Consider the following 15,776-nt stretch of genomic DNA (forward strand, 5'->3'; position numbering starts at 1 on the left):
CCCCGTCGCCAGCGATCGGGTCTTTTGCATCCGCGCCCGCGCATCCAGCCCACCCACACGGCCTGCCGCCCACCAGGCCCGGAAACGACGAAGACCCCTGGTCCACCGGACCGGGGGTCTTCATACGAAGTGGGGCTAACAGGATTTGAACCTGTGGCCTCATCCTTATCAGGGATGCGCTCTAACCAACTGAGCTATAGCCCCGCCGCGCTTTGCGGTGTGTCTCCCGCGCGCTGACTCCTGAAGATTAGCGCACGACCACGTCAGTCCCAAAATCGGTTGTCGGGGGCCCCTCACCAGCGCGCTGCCGGGCGGATCACTCGTCCTCTGCGAGGGTCAGCTCGATGCCGCCCACGAAGCCCGCGGAGAGGTTGTAGATGAACGCGCCGAGCGTCGCGAGCGCCGTGGCCAGCACCACGTCGATGACCGCGATGATCGTCGTGAACGTCAGGACGTGCGGGAGGGACAGGAAGGACTGCAGGTCGAAGCCGTTCGCCTCGTTCGACCCGGTCGCCTCCGAGATCGTGCCGCCCACCGTCGAGAACACGCCCATCGCGTCCATGACCATCCACAGCACCGCCGAGGCGACGATCGTGCAGATGCCGAGCGCGATGGAGAGCAGGAAGCTGACCTTCATCACCGACCACGGGTCGGCCTTGGCGACCCGCAGCCGCGCCTTGCGGGTGCGCGGCGTCGTCCGCACCCCGGTGCGCGGCCGGCGCACCGCGCCGGCGGGCGCCTGCGCCGGGTAGGCCTGCGGCGGGTGGTACGGCCCCGAGGGCTGCTCCGGGGTGCGCTCGTGGGGGAGCGGCGACGAGGGCTGCGGCTCGCCGACCGGGACCGGGCCTCGGGTGTCCGTCACAGTTCCCCCCTGGGATGCCGACGTGCCGGAAGAAGCCCGGCCCGGGACCTCGGAGTCCTTCACCGGCTTCAGGTTGGTCGTGTGCGGGTCACTCGCGCTCCCCGCACGCGCGGCGGAGCCACGGCCGCCGCCGTCCGATTCCGTACCCGTGGAGGTACCAGCCGATCCGGCGCCCGTGGCTCCGCTCACGATGACTCACTCCTCGTGCCTACTCGGCCGAGGGCGCCTCACCCTCGTCCGTGCCGGTGGCCTCGGCACCCTCGGCGGTCTCGTCGACGGTGTCCTCACCGTCGACCTCCTCCGCCTCGCGTCCGGCCTCGGCGTTACGTGCGATACCGACCACGGCATCGCGCTTGCCCAGGTTGATCAGTTGGACGCCCATGGTGTCACGGCCCGTCTCCCTGACCTCGCTGACTCGCGTACGAATCACACCGCCGGAGAGCGTGATCGCGAGGATCTCGTCGCTCTCCTCGACGACCAGCGCCCCGACGAGCGAGCCGCGGTCCTCCACGATCTTGGCGGCCTTGATGCCGAGGCCGCCGCGGCCCTGGACGCGGTACTCGTCGACGGCGGTCCGCTTCGCGTACCCGCCGTCGGTGGCAGTGAACACGAACGTACCGGGTCGCACCACATTCATCGAGAGAAGTTCGTCGCCCTCACGGAAACTCATGCCCTTGACGCCGGAGGTGGCGCGGCCCATCGGGCGCAGCGAGTCGTCGGTGGCGGTGAAGCGGATCGACTGCGCCTTCTTGCTGATCAGAAGCAGATCGTCGTCGGCCGAGACCAGCTCCGCGCCGATCAGTTCGTCGTCGCCGCCGTCCTCGCGCTCGCGCAGGTTGATCGCGATCACGCCGCCGGAGCGGGGCGAATCGTAATCCTTCAGAGGCGTCTTCTTGACCAGACCGGACTTGGTGGCCAGCACCAGGTACGGCGCCGCCTCGTAGTCCCGGATGGCCAGGATCTCGGCGATCGCCTCGTCCGGCTGGAAGGCGAGGAGGTTCGCCACGTGCTGGCCGCGCGCATCCCGGCCGGCCTCGGGCAGCTCGTACGCCTTCGCCCGGTACACCCGGCCCTTGTTGGTGAAGAACAGCAGCCAGTGGTGGGTGGTGGAGACGAAGAAGTGGTCGACGATGTCGTCTTCCTTCAGCTTCGTGCCCCGCACGCCCTTGCCGCCGCGCTTCTGCGCCCGGTAGTCGTCCGTCTTGGTCCGCTTCACGTAGCCGCCGCGCGAGACGGTGACGACGATGTCCTCCTCGGCGATCAGGTCCTCGATGGACATGTCACCGTCGTAGGGCACCAGCATGGTCTTGCGGTCGTCGCCGTACTTCTCGACGATCGCGGCCAGTTCCTCGCTGACGATCCCGCGCTGGCGGACCGGCGAGGCCAGGATCTCGTTGTACTCGGTGATCTTCGCCTGGAGTTCGTCGTGCTCCTGGACGATCTTCTGCCGCTCCAGGGCCGCGAGGCGCCGCAGCTGCATCTCCAGGATCGCGTTGGCCTGGATCTCGTCGATCTCCAGCAGGCCCATCAGGCCCGTGCGCGCGACCTCGACGGTCTCGCTGCGCCGGATCAGCGCGATGACCTCGTCGATCGCGTCCAGCGCCTTCAGCAGACCGCGCAGGATGTGCGCGCGCTCCTCGGCCTTGCGCAGCCGGAAGCGGGTGCGGCGGACGATGACCTCGATCTGGTGCGTCACCCAGTGCCGGATGAACGCGTCCAGCGACAGGGTGCGCGGCACGCCGTCGACCAGCGCCAGCATGTTGGCGCCGAAGTTCGTCTGCAGGTCCGTGTGCTTGTAGAGGTTGTTCAGCACGACCTTGGCGACCGCGTCCCGCTTGAGGACGATGACGAGCCGCTGGCCCGTACGCGACGAGGTCTCGTCACGGACGTCCGCGATGCCGCCGATCTTGCCGTCCTTGACCAGGTCGGCGATCTTCTGCGCCAGGTTGTCCGGGTTGACCTGGTACGGCAGTTCGGTCACGACCAGGCACTGGCGGCCCTGGATCTCCTCGACCTCGACCACCGCGCGCATCGTGATCGAGCCGCGCCCGGTGCGGTACGCCTCCTCGATGCCCTTGCGGCCCACGACCAGCGCACCGGTCGGGAAGTCCGGGCCCTTGATGCGCTCGATGAGGGCGTCCAGCAGCTCCTCGTGCGAGGCGTCCGGGTTCTCCAGGCACCACTGGGCGCCGGCCGCGACCTCGCGCAGGTTGTGCGGCGGGATGTTGGTCGCCATGCCGACCGCGATGCCGGCCGAGCCGTTGATCAGCAGGTTCGGGAAACGCGAGGGCAGGACGGTCGGCTCCTGGGAGCGGCCGTCGTAGTTGTCCGTGAAGTCGACGGTCTCCTCGTCGATGTCGCGGACCATCTCCATCGACAGCGGCGCCATCTTGCACTCGGTGTAGCGCATGGCGGCCGCCGGGTCGTTGCCCGGGGAGCCGAAGTTGCCGTTGGAGTCGACGAGCGGCATCCGCATCGACCACGGCTGGGCGAGACGCACCAGGGCGTCGTAGATCGAACTGTCGCCGTGCGGGTGGTAGTTGCCCATGACGTCGCCGACCACGCGCGCGCACTTGTAGAAGCCACGCTCGGGGCGGTAGCCGCCGTCGTACATCGCGTACAGCACGCGCCGGTGGACGGGCTTGAGGCCGTCCCGGACGTCGGGCAGCGCGCGCGAGACGATGACGGACATCGCGTAGTCGAGGTACGAGCGCTGCATCTCCGTCTCGAGCCCGACGGGCTCGACGCGCATGACGATCTCGCCGCCCTCGGTCTCAGGGGTTTGCGGAGTGTTCTCGTCGGCCATTGCTGGTGAAGATCCTTCCTGGTGCGGTCAGCTGAGACCGACTCAGATGTCGAGGAAGCGGACGTCCTTGGCGTTGCGCTGGATGAACTGGCGGCGGGCTTCCACGTCCTCGCCCATCAGGACGGAGAACAGGTCGTCGGCCTGCGCGGCGTCGTCCAGGGTGACCTGGCCGAGGACCCGGTGCTCCTGGTCCATCGTGGTCACGCGCAGTTCCTCGGCGTTCATCTCGCCGAGACCCTTGAAGCGCTGGATCGAGTCCTCGCGCACGCGCTTGCCGCGCTGGCGGCCCATCTCCAGCAGCGCGTCGCGCTCGCGGTCGGAGTAGGCGTAGTCGATCTCGTCCCGGCCCCACTTGATCTTGTAGAGCGGGGGACGGGAGAGGAACACGTGCCCGGCCTCGACCAGCGGCCGCATGAAGCGGAACAGGAAGGTCAGCAGCAGGGTGTTGATGTGCTGGCCGTCGACGTCGGCGTCCGCCATCAGAATGATCTTGTGATAGCGGAGCTTCTCGATGTCGAAGTCCTCGTGCACACCCGTGCCGAACGCCGAGATCAGCGCCTGGATCTCCTGGTTCTGCAGGATCTTGTCGATCCTGGCCTTCTCCACGTTGAGGATCTTGCCGCGGATCGGGAGGATCGCCTGGTACTGCGGGTTGCGGCCGGACTTGGCCGAGCCGCCGGCGGAGTCACCCTCGACGATGAAGATCTCGCACTTGGTGGGGTCGTTGGACTGGCAGTCCGACAGCTTGCCCGGCAGGGACGCCGACTCCAGCAGGCCCTTGCGGCGGGTCAGGTCGCGGGCCTTGCGGGCCGCCACGCGCGCGGTGGCCGCCTGGATGCCCTTGCGGACGATGTCCGCGGCCTCGACCGGGTTGCGGTCCAGCCAGTCGTTGAGGTGCTCGTAGACCGCCTTCTGCACGAAGGTCTTGGCCTCCGTGTTACCCAGCTTGGTCTTCGTCTGGCCCTCGAACTGCGGCTCGCTCAGCTTGACCGAGATGATCGCGGTCAGACCCTCGCGGATGTCGTCACCGGTGAGGTTGTCGTCCTTCTCGCGGAGCAGCTTCTTGTCGCGCGCGTACTTGTTGATCAGCGACGTCAGCGCGGCGCGGAAGCCCTCCTCGTGGGTACCGCCCTCGTGCGTGTGGATGATGTTGGCGAACGAGTACACGCCCTCGCTGTAGCCGCTGTTCCACTGCATCGCGACCTCGAGGGACAGGCTCTTGTCCTTGTCCTCCGCCTCCAGGTCGATGACGGTGTTGTGCACCACCTCTCCCTTGCGGGAGTTGAGGTACTTCACGAAGTCGACGATGCCGCCCTCGTAGTGGTACGTGACCGACTTGACCTCGGCCTTCTCGTCCGCGCCCGCCTCGTCCGCGCCGGACGTGGCCTTCGCCGACTCGCGCTCGTCGGTGAGCCGGAGCGTCAGGCCCTTGTTGAGGAAGGCCATCTCCTGGAAGCGCCGGGACAGCGTCTCGAAGGAGTACTCGGTGGTCTCGAAGATGTCCGGGTCGGCCCAGAAGGTGACCGAGGTGCCGGTCTCGTCCGTGGCCTCGTGCTGGACGAGGGGGGCCGTCGGGACGCCGAGCTTGTAGTCCTGCGTCCAGCGGTGGCCGTCGGTCCTGATCTCGACGGAGACCTTGGTCGACAGGGCGTTCACGACGGAGACGCCGACGCCGTGCAGACCGCCGGAGACCGCGTAGCCGCCGCCGCCGAACTTGCCGCCCGCGTGCAGCACGGTCAGCACGACCTCGACGGCCGGCTTGCCCTCGGAGGCCACGATGCCGACCGGGATGCCGCGGCCGTTGTCGACGACGCGCACGCCGCCGTCGGGCAGGATCGTGACGTCGATGGTGTCCGCGTAGCCCGCCAGCGCCTCGTCGACCGAGTTGTCGACGACCTCGTACACCAGGTGGTGCAGACCGCGCTCGCCGGTCGAGCCGATGTACATACCGGGTCGCTTGCGGACCGCGTCCAGCCCTTCGAGCACGGTGATGGCGCTGGCGTCGTAGGAGGCGGAGGCCGCACCGGAGTCGGTGGCCTCCCCGCTCACAGGGGCCTCGGGGGCCTCGCCGTGCACGCCGGCGTCGGTGGACGGGATGTTCTCGTTGGGGTTGCCGGAATCGGCCACGAAGCGCCCTTTCTGGCACAGCACGAGCCAAGCTCGTCGGCGGGTTGCCGGAGCGGCTGCGGCATGTTGCGTTGGTAAGCCTTGATCAGCGTTGCTCAGCTTTTCCCGGGCGGTCCCCACGTTGGGGCGGGATTGGCTTCCAGTCTACCGGTAGCGCCGACATCGATGGGGGTTTGCCGGTACCTGAGTCCCCATGTGCCGCCCTCAACCGTCCTCGGCCGGGTCCCGATATACGGATGGGGGCTCCAAGCGGCTCACAGCGGCACTCAGCGCTTCGGGCCGTCAACCCTTGGCTACTGGGGGGTCAGAAGGCGCGGCACACACGCGCGTGGAGGCACGACAAGGGGTACGACAGGGGTACGACCGCCCCGCCGCAGGACCTCAAGACGTGAGGTACGTCACCCGTACGTATCGCCGGGTCCGGTGCTCCCCGGAGCCCTCAGCGGCCCGTAGCGGCGGGCCGGACCGCCCGGATTGAGCACTTTGATCATCCGTACGGTGCCGTGCCCCAGATCCTCGTTGAGCCGCGCGACCAGCGCGGGTGCGAGATGGCGCAGCTGGGTCGCCCAGGCCGTCGAGTCACAGGCCACGACCAGCACGCGCTCGTCCTCGTCGTAGCGCTGCGGAACGCAGTGCTTGGCCAGGTCCTCGCCGACGATCTGCGGCCAGCGGCCCATCACCCCGCCCACCGCCGCCGGGGTCTCCCAGCCGCGCTCGGTCAGCAGCCGGTTGATCGCGGCGCCCAGCGCCATCGGGTCCCGGCCGTCCGCACGCGCGCCGGAGCGCAGCCCGCCGCCGCGCCGGGCCTGCTTCTTCTGCCGGGCCGCGTCCCCCCGCGCGCGTGCCTGTTCCTTGGCCGCGCGCAACGCCACGCGCGCGAGGTCGACACCGGAGGGTTCCTCGGTGCTCTTCTTCGGGGCCTTGGGGCCGGGCTCCTCGGCGCTCATACGCGCTCCACCGCCCCGCCGGACACCGTGTACCGCGCGCCCACCAGGACATCCGGTACGTCGTCGTCCACGGCCGCCGTCACCAGCACCTGCTCGCCGGGCGCGACCAGCTCGGCCAGCCGCTCCCGCCGGCGCGCGTCCAGCTCGGCGAAGACGTCGTCCAGCACCAGCACCGGCTCGTTGCCCTCGGCGCGCAGCAGGTCGTAGGAGGCCAGCCGCAGGGCGAGCGCGTACGACCAGGACTCGCCGTGCGAGGCGTACCCCTTCGCGGGCAGCTGGCCGAGCTTGAGGACGAGGTCGTCGCGATGGGGCCCCACCAGGGTCACCCCGCGCTCGATCTCCTGCTTGCGGGCGTCGGCCAGCGCCGCCATCAGCTGGGCGTACAGCTCCTCGCGCGCGTGCGCCTCACCGGGCGCTGACGGCCGGTACTCCAGCGCGAGCGGCCCGCCGCCGGGGGCGAGCTGCTCGTACGCCTTGTCCGCGAGCGGCTGGAGCGCGGTGATGAGATCGAGCCGCCGGGCGAGCAACTCGGCGCCCGCGTGCGCCAGATGCTGGTCCCACACATCGAGTGTGGACAGGTCCATGGACCTGCCGCCGTGCCGCCTCGCGAGGGCGGCGCTCTTCAGCAGCGTGTTGCGCTGCTTGAGCACCCGCTCGTAGTCGGACCGCACACCCGCCATCCTCGGCGACCGGGCGGTGATCAGCTCGTCGAGGAAGCGCCGCCGCTCACCCGGGTCGCCCTTGACGAGCGCGAGGTCCTCGGGCGCGAACAGGACCGTGCGGACGATGCCGAGGATGTCGCGGGGTCTGACCTGCGAGGACCGGTTGATGCGGGCGCGGTTGGCCTTGCCGGGGTTCAGCTCCAGCTCCACCAGCTGCTGCCGCTCGCCCTGGCGGACCTGTGCCCGTACGACGGCCCGCTCGGCCCCCATGCGGACCAGGGGCGCGTCGGAGGCGACCCGGTGGCTGCCCAGCGTCGCCAGATACCCGACGGCCTCGACCAGGTTCGTCTTGCCCTGGCCGTTGGGGCCGACGAAGGCGGTGACGCCCGGGTCGAGCGGAACCTCGGCCCGGACGTACGAGCGGAAGTCGGCCAGCGAAAGATGCGTGACGTGCATGATCGTTCCGCCGGCCTTCCCGGTACCTGGATCCCTGGACTACTTCTTCTCTACGGCGTGACCGCCGAACTGGTTGCGCAGCGCGGCGATCATCTTCATCTGCGGCGAGTCCTCCTGACGGGAGGCGAAGCGCGCGAACAGCGACGCGGTGATCGCGGGCAGCGGCACCGCGTGGTCGATCGCGGCTTCCACAGTCCAGCGTCCCTCACCGGAGTCCTGTGCATAACCGCGCAGGCCCTGAAGGTGCTCGTCCTCGTCGAGCGCGTTCACGGCGAGGTCGAGCAGCCAGGAACGGATGACCGTGCCCTCCTGCCAGGAGCGGAAGACCTCACGGACGTCCGTGACGGAGTCGACCTTCTCCAGCAGCTCCCAGCCCTCGGCGTAGGCCTGCATCATCGCGTACTCGATGCCGTTGTGGACCATCTTCGCGAAATGGCCCGCGCCGACCTTGCCGGCGTGCACCGAGCCGAAGTCGCCCTCGGGCTTGAGCGCGTCGAAGACCGGCTGCACCTTCGCGACGTGCTCGGCGTCGCCGCCGTACATCAGCGCGTAGCCGTTCTCCAGGCCCCAGACGCCGCCGGAGACGCCGCAGTCGACGAAACCTATGCCCCTGGCCGCCAGCTCCTCGGCGTGCTTCTCGTCGTCGGTCCAGCGGGAGTTGCCGCCGTCCACGACCACGTCGCCCGGCTCCAGCAGCTCGGCGAGCTGGTCGACGGTCGACTGGGTCGGCTCACCGGCCGGCACCATCACCCAGACCACGCGCGGCCCGCTGAGCTTGCCCACAAGCTCTTCCAGGCTGTGGACGTCCGCGAGGTCCGCGTTGCGGTCGTATCCGATGACGGTGTGGCCCGCGCGACGAATCCGCTCGCGCATGTTGCCGCCCATCTTGCCGAGGCCGACGAGACCGAGCTCCATCAGTTGGTTCCTTAGGTTGCTGTGTGGCGTGAGGGGCACCTGCGTACCCGGTCCGAGCCTAGTCCCGGCCCCTCGTGCACAGCTGTGGGCATACGCGCTCACCTGCGGAAACCCCGGACGCTGCCGCCAGCGGTCGCAAACGCCGGGTACCCACAGGGGCACCCGGCGCTGTGGACGACGGTCAGCCGCTCAGCCGCACCGGCATGATCAGGTACTTGTACGCGTCGTCCGCCTCGGCGTCCAGCGCCGGCTTGCCGCTGAGCAGTGCCGGCTTCGTGGACGTCGTGAACGACAGCTGGGCCACCGGGGAGTCGATCGCGCTCAGACCGTCCAGCAGGAAGGTCGGGTTGAAGGCGATCGAGATGTCGTCGCCCTCCAGCTGCGCGTCGACCCTTTCCACAGCCTGTGCGTCGTCGCTGGAGCCCGCCTCCAGGATCAGCACGCCCTGCTCGAAGCTCAGCCGCACCGGGGTGTTGCGCTCGGCCACCAGCGCCACACGCTTGACGGCCTCCACGAAGGGCGCGGTCTCGATCACGGCGACGGAGTTGAACTCGGTCGGGAACAGCGTGCGGTACTTCGGCAGGTCGCCCTCGAGCAGCCGCGTCGTCGTACGCCGCCCCGCGCCCTCGAAACCGATCAGGCCCTCGCCCGCACCCGAGCCGGACAGCGCCAGCGTGACGGTGTCACCGGCGCCGAGCGACTTGGCGGTGTCCAGCAGCGTCTTGGCCGGGACCAGGGCGACCGCGGAGGCCTCGGGGTTCTCCGGCTTCCACAGGAACTCGCGGACCGCGAAGCGGTAGCGGTCGGTGGAGGCCAGGGTGACCGTGTCGCCCTCGATCTCGATGCGCACACCGGTGAGGACGGGCAGCGTGTCGTCCCGGCCGGCGGCGATGGCCACCTGGGACGCGGCGGCCGCGAAGACCTCGCCGGGGACGGTGCCGGTGGCGTTCGGCATCTGCGGCAGCGCCGGGTACTCCTCCACCGGCAGGGTGTGCAGGGTGAACCGGGAGGATCCACAGACCACGGTCGCCCGTACACCGTCTGTGGAAATCTCCACGGGGCGGTTGGGCAGAGCACGCGAGATGTCGGCGAGCAGACGGCCGGAGACGAGGACCGTGCCCTCCTCCTCGACCTCGGACTCGACGCTCACGCGAGCGGAGACCTCGTAGTCGAAGCTCGACAGGCTCAGCTGGCCGTCCTCGGCCTTGAGGAGAAGGCCGGCGAGGACAGGCGCCGGCGGACGGGCCGGGAGGCTGCGTGCCGCCCACGCCACTGCCTCCGCGAGTACGTCGCGTTCCACCCGGATCTTCACCGTAAGCCGCCTCCTGCTGCTGTTGCTTCTGAGTCCTCCGACTCGGTGTCCCCGCCCACTGCGGAGGGCAGGACACCGGGGACCAGTCTGACGCACCGCACTGACAGTAGGTGCCCGTCGGGGTCAAGTCGCTCCGAGAGGCGGCCGGGCTCGAGACAGCGAGTTGTGCACAGGACCCGCTTCAAAACGATTGCCGAGCTCTCTCTAGTTGGAAGTAGTAGTAGGGCCTGTGGATACCGTGGATAACCGCGTTTGCCCAGCTCAGAGGCGAAATTTTGTCCACTGGCCCTGTGGGCGGAGGCGGTGGACAACCAAGTGTCTCTGTGGAGAACAGAAAGTTCTGCACACACCGCCCACAGCCCGGAGGCAGTTCTCCCCAGCTGCGTCCCCAGGTTTACCCACGTTTCCCACACCCGAATCCGGCACCTTCGTGTGACGCCTTTCACTCGACGCGGTGACAGGGTGCGTCGCGTTGCCGAACAGTGGACAGCCATGTGGAGAAGCCGACGATCACTGGGGACAACCGCCCCCAGCCTGTGGGTCGCCGGTGGAAAACCTCGTCCACAGCCTGTGGATCTTCCTTTTCTCCACAGCCTGTGGAGATCGTTCGTCCACGATTCCACAGGGTCTTGAGCTGGGTGAATCCCCAGAAGACAGGCTCCCTGTGGATGCCGTTCGGGACAACTTCACGGTCCCCAGTGTGTGGACGGAAGAAACTCAGCGAATCTGTGGAGAGTGGCCGTAACCCGGCACGTAATCGAACACCAGGTGCCAATCGGGCAACGCTCCCCAGCCCGCCGAAGCCCTCGCGTCCGCCTCCGGGCCCCGGTACGGGGGTCCGCAGCGGGCCTTGGTGCCGGGCGGGCAGCAGCCGGTGGGAACGCAGAAGGGCGCCCCCAGGATGTGGATCCCGAAGGGCGCCCTCGAACTCCGGCTCAAGCCCGGCGCACGCGCTGGCAGCCGTTCTCAGCCGTTCTTGATGCGGTTCGTCAGCTCGGTGACCTGGTTGTAGATCGACCGCCGCTCGGCCATCAGCGCACGGATCTTGCGGTCGGCGTGCATGACGGTCGTGTGGTCCCGCCCGCCGAACTGCGCGCCGATCTTCGGCAGCGACAGATCCGTCAGCTCACGGCACAGGTACATCGCGATCTGCCGGGCCGTGACCAGCGCCCGCCCGCGCGAGGTGCCGCACAGGTCGTCCACCGTGAGCCCGAAGTAGTCCGCGGTCGCCGCCATGATCGCCGTGGCCGTGATCTCCGGGGCCGAGTCCTCGCCGCCGGGGATCAGGTCCTTGAGGACGATCTCGGTCAGGCCCAGGTCCACCGGCTGCCGGTTGAGCGAGGCGAACGCCGTCACGCGGATCAGCGCGCCCTCCAGCTCACGGATGTTCCGCGAGATCCGCGAGGCGATGAACTCCAGTACCTCCGGCGGCGCGTTCAGCTGCTCCTGCACGGCCTTCTTGCGCAGGATCGCGATCCGCGTCTCCAGCTCCGGCGGCTGGACGTCGGTGATCAGTCCCCACTCGAAACGGTTCCGCAGCCGGTCCTCCAGCGTGACCAGCTGCTTGGGCGGCCGGTCGCTGGACAGCACGATCTGCTTGTTCGCGTTGTGGAGCGTGTTGAAGGTGTGGAAGAACTCCTCCTGCGTCGACTCCTTGTCCGCGAGGAACTGGATGTCGTCGACGAGCAGGATGTCCATCTCGCGGTAGCGCTTGCGGAAGCTGTCGCCCTTGCCGTCGCGGATGGAGTTGATGAACTCGTTGGTGAACTCCTCCGAGCTCACGTACCGCACGCGCGTGCCCGGGTAGAGGCTGCGCGCGTAGTGCCCGATCGCGTGCAGCAGGTGCGTCTTGCCGAGCCCCGACTCCCCATAGATGAACAGGGGGTTGTAGGCCTTCGCCGGTGCCTCGGCCACCGCCACCGCGGCCGCGTGCGCGAACCGGTTGGAGGCGCCGATGACGAACGTGTCGAAGAGGTATTTCGGGTTCAGCCGCGCCGTCGGCTCGGCGGGACCGCCCGCCGGTGCCGGCTTCGCGGCCATCGGGCCGGGCCCGCCGGGCCCGGGCGCGTCCGGGCGCCCGTGGCCGCCCCGGTGCGCCGGGCCGCCGCCGGCCGGCTGCTCGGGCAGCTCCCGGCGGACGGGGTCGCGCTGGTCGTACTCGGTCCGGGCGGAGTCGTACTCCGGGCGCCCCGCGTCGTACTCGCCGCGTCCCGAGTCGTACTCGGAGCGCGGGGTGTCGTAGTCCGGGCGGGACGGTTCGTAGTCACCACGGTCGCCGCGGTCGCCCCGGTCCCCGCGCGGGGCGTCGTAATCGCCGTACTCGCCGCGCTGCTGCTCGTACTTCGGCCGTTCCATGCCCTGCGGGCGGTACTCCTGGGACGGCGGGCCGTACGCGTCCGGTCCGGAGCCGTAGGCGTCCTGGGACGACGGCGAGGCATAGGGGTCGCGCTCGGGAAAGCCGAGCCGTGGCTGCTGCCAGCTGTACTCGTCCTGAGCGGGCCGCGGCCAGGCGCCCGGCTCGCGGCGCTGGAACTCGGAGGGGTACGCGGGACGGACGACGGGGAGCTGATCCCCACGGTCACCGCGTTCCCCACGTTCCCCACGTTCCCCACGGTCCCCACGGTCCCCACGGTCACCGCGGTCACCGCGGTCACCGCGGGACTGCGGCCCGTCGGCCGGGGGCTGGTCCACGGCGCGGTGGCGGCCGTAGCCCTCGTACGGCCGTTCCTCGTACGAGGACGGGCCGGCGGGCAGCTCCGGCTCCTCGTAGCGCGGCTTGGGCGGCTGCTGCACGGACGCGGGGGCCTGCGGCTCGCCCGCGGAGTCGTCCACGGTGATCGCGATGCGGATGGGGCGGCCGCACTCGCGGCTCAGCGTCTCGCTGACGATCGGTGCGAGACGGCCCTCCAGTACGTTCTTCGCGAATTCGTTCGGTACGGCGAGCAGAGCGGTGTCCGCGACCAGCGCGAGCGGCTGGCAGCGCCGGATCCAGTGCTCGTCCTTCACCTCGACGCCCTGGCCGCGCCCCTCCCCGAGAAGCTGCTCGAGTACTCGCGGCCACACTGCGGCAAGATCGGCAGGTACGTCAGCCACAGGGCACGCTCTCTCACAGGTCCCACGAACGTGTGACGCGGGACGGGTCGGGGTGTACTTCGGGTGTTTCGGTGGGGCAAACCCGCCGGGGCGGGGGACAAAAGAACGAATGGGAGTTCAGCCACGGTAGTCAGCGCGGCGGGTACGGTTCAAGTTGTTGTCCCCAGCCTGTGGACAGTGTCTCTCCGTGACCCTCGGTTTGACCGGATGGCGTAGCCCCGCGTACCGTAACCAGGTCGAGTTGTCGATGGCTGCTGCCGCCTGCCTCCGATGGGCACAGATCACTCCAGGTGATCGGGAAGCGGTGCACTCGGGCGTGACGCGAGCTACTCGTGGGCGCACGGTGACAGCCAGGACGGCACCCGCCACACCGATTTGATTTCTGGAGCCCCCGAGTGAGCAAGCGCACCTTCCAGCCGAACAACCGTCGTCGCGCGAAGACCCACGGCTTCCGCCTGCGGATGCGTACCCGTGCCGGCCGCGCGATTCTCGCGAACCGTCGTGCCAAGGGTCGCGCCAGCCTGTCCGCCTGATCCCGATCAGGTCATGACGTCGTGCTGCCCACCGAGAACCGGCTGAGGCGGCGCGAGGACTTCGCGACCGCGGTCCGACGAGGACGCCGGGCAGGACGCCCGACTCTCGTCGTCCACCTTCGTAGCGGTGCCACGGACCCGCACGCGCCTGGGGAGAGCGCTCCCCCGACGCGTGCGGGTTTCGTCGTGAGCAAGGCCGTGGGTGGCGCGGTTGTGCGCAACAAAGTGAAGCGCAGACTGCGCCATCTGATGCGTGACCGAGTCGCCCTTTTTCCCCCCGGTAGCCTGGTAGTCGTACGAGCGCTGCCCGGATCGGGCGACGCAGACCATGCACAGCTGGCCCGAGACCTGGATGCCGCAGTTCAGCGGCTGCTGGGAGGGGGCGCGCGATGAAGTACCCACTACTGGCCCTGATCAAGCTGTACCAGTGGACGATCAGTCCACTGCTGGGGCCGGTGTGCAAGTACTACCCGTCGTGCTCCCACTACGGCTACACGGCCATCGACCGGCACGGTGCGATCAAGGGAACGGCACTCACCGCCTGGCGCATCCTCCGGTGCAATCCGTGGTCGCTGGGCGGTGTGGACCATGTTCCGCCGCGTAAGCGTCCGCGGTGGCACGAAATGCTGCGCACCGCTTGGCGCGCACGCAGGGGCGGGACCTCCGCCGCCGAACCGGCCACCGGAGCGGAGCCCGGGAGCCCGTCTTCCGAGCTTCCTCCGAGCCCGGCCGCAGAGACCTCGTCCCATGCCCAAGGAGCATGATTAGTGGACACGATTGCCAGCCTCTTCAGTTTCATCACCTGGCCCGTTTCCTGGGTCATCGTCCAGTTCCACAAGATGTACGGCGCGATCTTCGGTGCCGACACCGGGTGGGCCTGGGGCCTGTCCATCGTGTCCCTGGTGATTCTGATCCGCATCTGCCTGATCCCGCTCTTCGTGAAGCAGATCAAGTCGACGCGCGCGATGCAGACGCTCCAGCCGGAGATGAAGAAGATCCAGGAGCGCTACAAGAACGACAAGCAGCGTCAGTCCGAAGAGATGATGAAGCTGTACAAGGAGACGGGTACCAACCCGCTCTCCTCGTGCCTTCCCATCCTGGCGCAGTCCCCGTTCTTCTTCGCCCTGTATCACGTGCTCAACGGCATCGCGACGGGCTCGACCATCGGCGTCATCAACGAGCCGCTGCTCGCCAGCGCCCGTAAGGCGCACATCTTCGGGGCGCCGCTCGCCGCGAAGTTCATGGACAGCTCGGACAAGGTCGCGGCGCTGGGCGCCACGCTGACCGACGTCCGGGTCGTGACCGCGGTCATGATCGTCCTGATGTCCTTCTCGCAGTTCTACACGCAGCGCCAGCTGATGACGAAGAACGTCGACACGACGGTGAAGACGCCGTTCATGCAGCAGCAGAAGATGCTGATGTACGTCTTCCCGGTCATGTTCGCCGTCTTCGGCATCAACTTCCCGGTCGGTGTCCTCGTCTACTGGCTGACCACCAACGTGTGGACCATGGGTCAGCAGATGTACGTCATCCGCAACAACCCGACGCCGGGTTCCAAGGCCCAGGCCGCCTACCTGGAGCGTCTGACCAAGCACGTCACGCACCACGGCAAGGTCAGCCGCCGCAGCGAGAAGACCATCGTCAAGGCGATCGTCGCCAAGGGCCGCGAGCGCAACGAGTTCGAGCGCAAGTTCATCAACGGGCTGAACAAGGCCGGCCTCGCCGCCCAGGCCGACGGCACCGTGGTGCAGAGCGCGGCCCAGGCCGCGGCGCAGACCGAGGACGGCGCGACGGTCACCGCGACCGGCACCGCGGCCGCAGGCAAGCGCCAGCAGCCCAAGCGCCAGTCCAAGTCTCAGCGCCAGTCCGGCGGGCCGAAGCCGGCCGGCGAGTCCACCACGTCGCTGGAGAAGGCCGACGAGCCGGAGGACGCCGAGTCCTCCGCCGCACAGCAGCAGCCCTCCAAGGCCGGCGGTACCCGTAGCAGGGCCCAGTCCGGCCAGCGCAAGGGCGGCCCGCAGCGGCCCAAGTCCCCGTCCAAGAAGTAAGAAGGAGCCCATCCC

At 68.9% G+C, this 15,776-nt stretch carries 12 protein-coding genes and 1 tRNA gene; 4 read left to right on the plus strand and 9 right to left on the minus strand.

Going from position 1 to position 15,776, the window contains the following annotated elements; translation table 11 throughout:
* Positions 1-130: 130 nt before the first annotated feature.
* The 9 genes from BIV25_RS26315 to dnaA form a co-directional block, all read right to left on the minus strand.
* Positions 131-204, minus strand: a tRNA-Ile gene (locus BIV25_RS26315).
* A gap of 112 nt (positions 205-316) precedes the next feature.
* Entirely contained in the window at positions 317-1,051 is a 735-nt protein-coding gene (locus tag BIV25_RS26320; protein ID WP_079176899.1) for a DUF3566 domain-containing protein, read from the minus strand.
* A 19-nt stretch (positions 1,052-1,070) separates the two neighbouring features.
* Positions 1,071-3,668, minus strand: a complete 2,598-nt coding sequence (gene gyrA / locus BIV25_RS26325; protein WP_071374899.1) for a DNA gyrase subunit A — start codon at positions 3,666-3,668, stop codon at positions 1,071-1,073.
* 42 nt (positions 3,669-3,710) lie between these two features.
* On the minus strand, positions 3,711-5,819 hold the full coding sequence (gyrB, locus tag BIV25_RS26330; RefSeq protein WP_071374900.1) for a DNA topoisomerase (ATP-hydrolyzing) subunit B: 2,109 nt from the start codon (positions 5,817-5,819) through the stop codon (positions 3,711-3,713).
* A 374-nt stretch (positions 5,820-6,193) separates the two neighbouring features.
* On the minus strand, positions 6,194-6,742 hold the full coding sequence (locus BIV25_RS26335; RefSeq protein WP_071374901.1) for a DUF721 domain-containing protein: 549 nt from the start codon (positions 6,740-6,742) through the stop codon (positions 6,194-6,196).
* Positions 6,739-7,860, minus strand: a complete 1,122-nt coding sequence (gene recF / locus BIV25_RS26340) for a DNA replication/repair protein RecF (protein ID WP_071374902.1) — start codon at positions 7,858-7,860, stop codon at positions 6,739-6,741. Before recF ends, BIV25_RS26335 begins: the two co-directional genes overlap by 4 nt.
* Before the next feature lie 39 nt (positions 7,861-7,899).
* On the minus strand, positions 7,900-8,775 hold the full coding sequence (gene gnd / locus BIV25_RS26345) for a phosphogluconate dehydrogenase (NAD(+)-dependent, decarboxylating) (RefSeq protein WP_071374903.1): 876 nt from the start codon (positions 8,773-8,775) through the stop codon (positions 7,900-7,902).
* Between the two features lie 181 nt (positions 8,776-8,956).
* Complete coding sequence (gene dnaN, locus BIV25_RS26350; RefSeq protein ID WP_071374904.1) at positions 8,957-10,087, minus strand: DNA polymerase III subunit beta; 1,131 nt, start codon at positions 10,085-10,087, stop codon at positions 8,957-8,959.
* Between the two features lie 966 nt (positions 10,088-11,053).
* Positions 11,054-13,180: a chromosomal replication initiator protein DnaA gene (gene dnaA / locus BIV25_RS26355; protein ID WP_079176900.1), complete on the minus strand. Its 2,127-nt coding sequence runs from the start codon at positions 13,178-13,180 to the stop codon at positions 11,054-11,056.
* Between the two features lie 395 nt (positions 13,181-13,575).
* Between dnaA and rpmH the strand changes: the two genes are divergently transcribed.
* Genes rpmH through yidC form a run of 4 tightly spaced genes read left to right on the plus strand, consistent with a single transcriptional unit; the run spans position 13,576 to position 15,761 of the window.
* Positions 13,576-13,713 (plus strand): 50S ribosomal protein L34, encoded by a 138-nt coding sequence (rpmH, locus tag BIV25_RS26360; RefSeq protein WP_015659252.1) that lies wholly within the window; start codon positions 13,576-13,578, stop codon positions 13,711-13,713.
* Positions 13,714-13,734: 21 nt separating this feature from the next.
* Positions 13,735-14,106 carry a ribonuclease P protein component gene (gene rnpA / locus BIV25_RS47640; protein ID WP_079173071.1) on the plus strand — a complete coding sequence of 124 codons (372 nt, stop codon included), beginning with the start codon at positions 13,735-13,737 and terminating at the stop codon, positions 14,104-14,106.
* Positions 14,103-14,477 carry a membrane protein insertion efficiency factor YidD gene (yidD, locus tag BIV25_RS26370; RefSeq protein ID WP_071374907.1) on the plus strand — a complete coding sequence of 125 codons (375 nt, stop codon included), beginning with the start codon at positions 14,103-14,105 and terminating at the stop codon, positions 14,475-14,477. Before rnpA ends, yidD begins: the two co-directional genes overlap by 4 nt.
* Positions 14,478-14,480: 3 nt before the next feature.
* Complete coding sequence (gene yidC / locus BIV25_RS26375; RefSeq protein WP_071374908.1) at positions 14,481-15,761, plus strand: membrane protein insertase YidC; 1,281 nt, start codon at positions 14,481-14,483, stop codon at positions 15,759-15,761.
* Positions 15,762-15,776 lie beyond the last annotated feature (15 nt).

Origin of the sequence: Streptomyces sp. MUSC 14 (genome assembly GCF_001866675.1) — a bacterium.
Lineage (GTDB): Bacteria > Actinomycetota > Actinomycetes > Streptomycetales > Streptomycetaceae > Streptomyces.

What these genes read in the sequence shown, in the direction of transcription:
- gyrA (WP_071374899.1), bottom strand. Translation starts at nt 3,668, where the DNA reads ATGGCCGACGAGAACACTCCGCAAACCCCTGAGACCGAGGGCGGCGAG.
- BIV25_RS26335 (WP_071374901.1), bottom strand. Translation starts at nt 6,742, where the DNA reads ATGAGCGCCGAGGAGCCCGGCCCCAAGGCCCCGAAGAAGAGCACCGAG.
- recF (WP_071374902.1), bottom strand. Translation starts at nt 7,860, where the DNA reads ATGCACGTCACGCATCTTTCGCTGGCCGACTTCCGCTCGTACGTCCGG.
- gnd (WP_071374903.1), bottom strand. Translation starts at nt 8,775, where the DNA reads ATGGAGCTCGGTCTCGTCGGCCTCGGCAAGATGGGCGGCAACATGCGC.
- yidD (WP_071374907.1), top strand. Translation starts at nt 14,103, where the DNA reads ATGAAGTACCCACTACTGGCCCTGATCAAGCTGTACCAGTGGACGATC.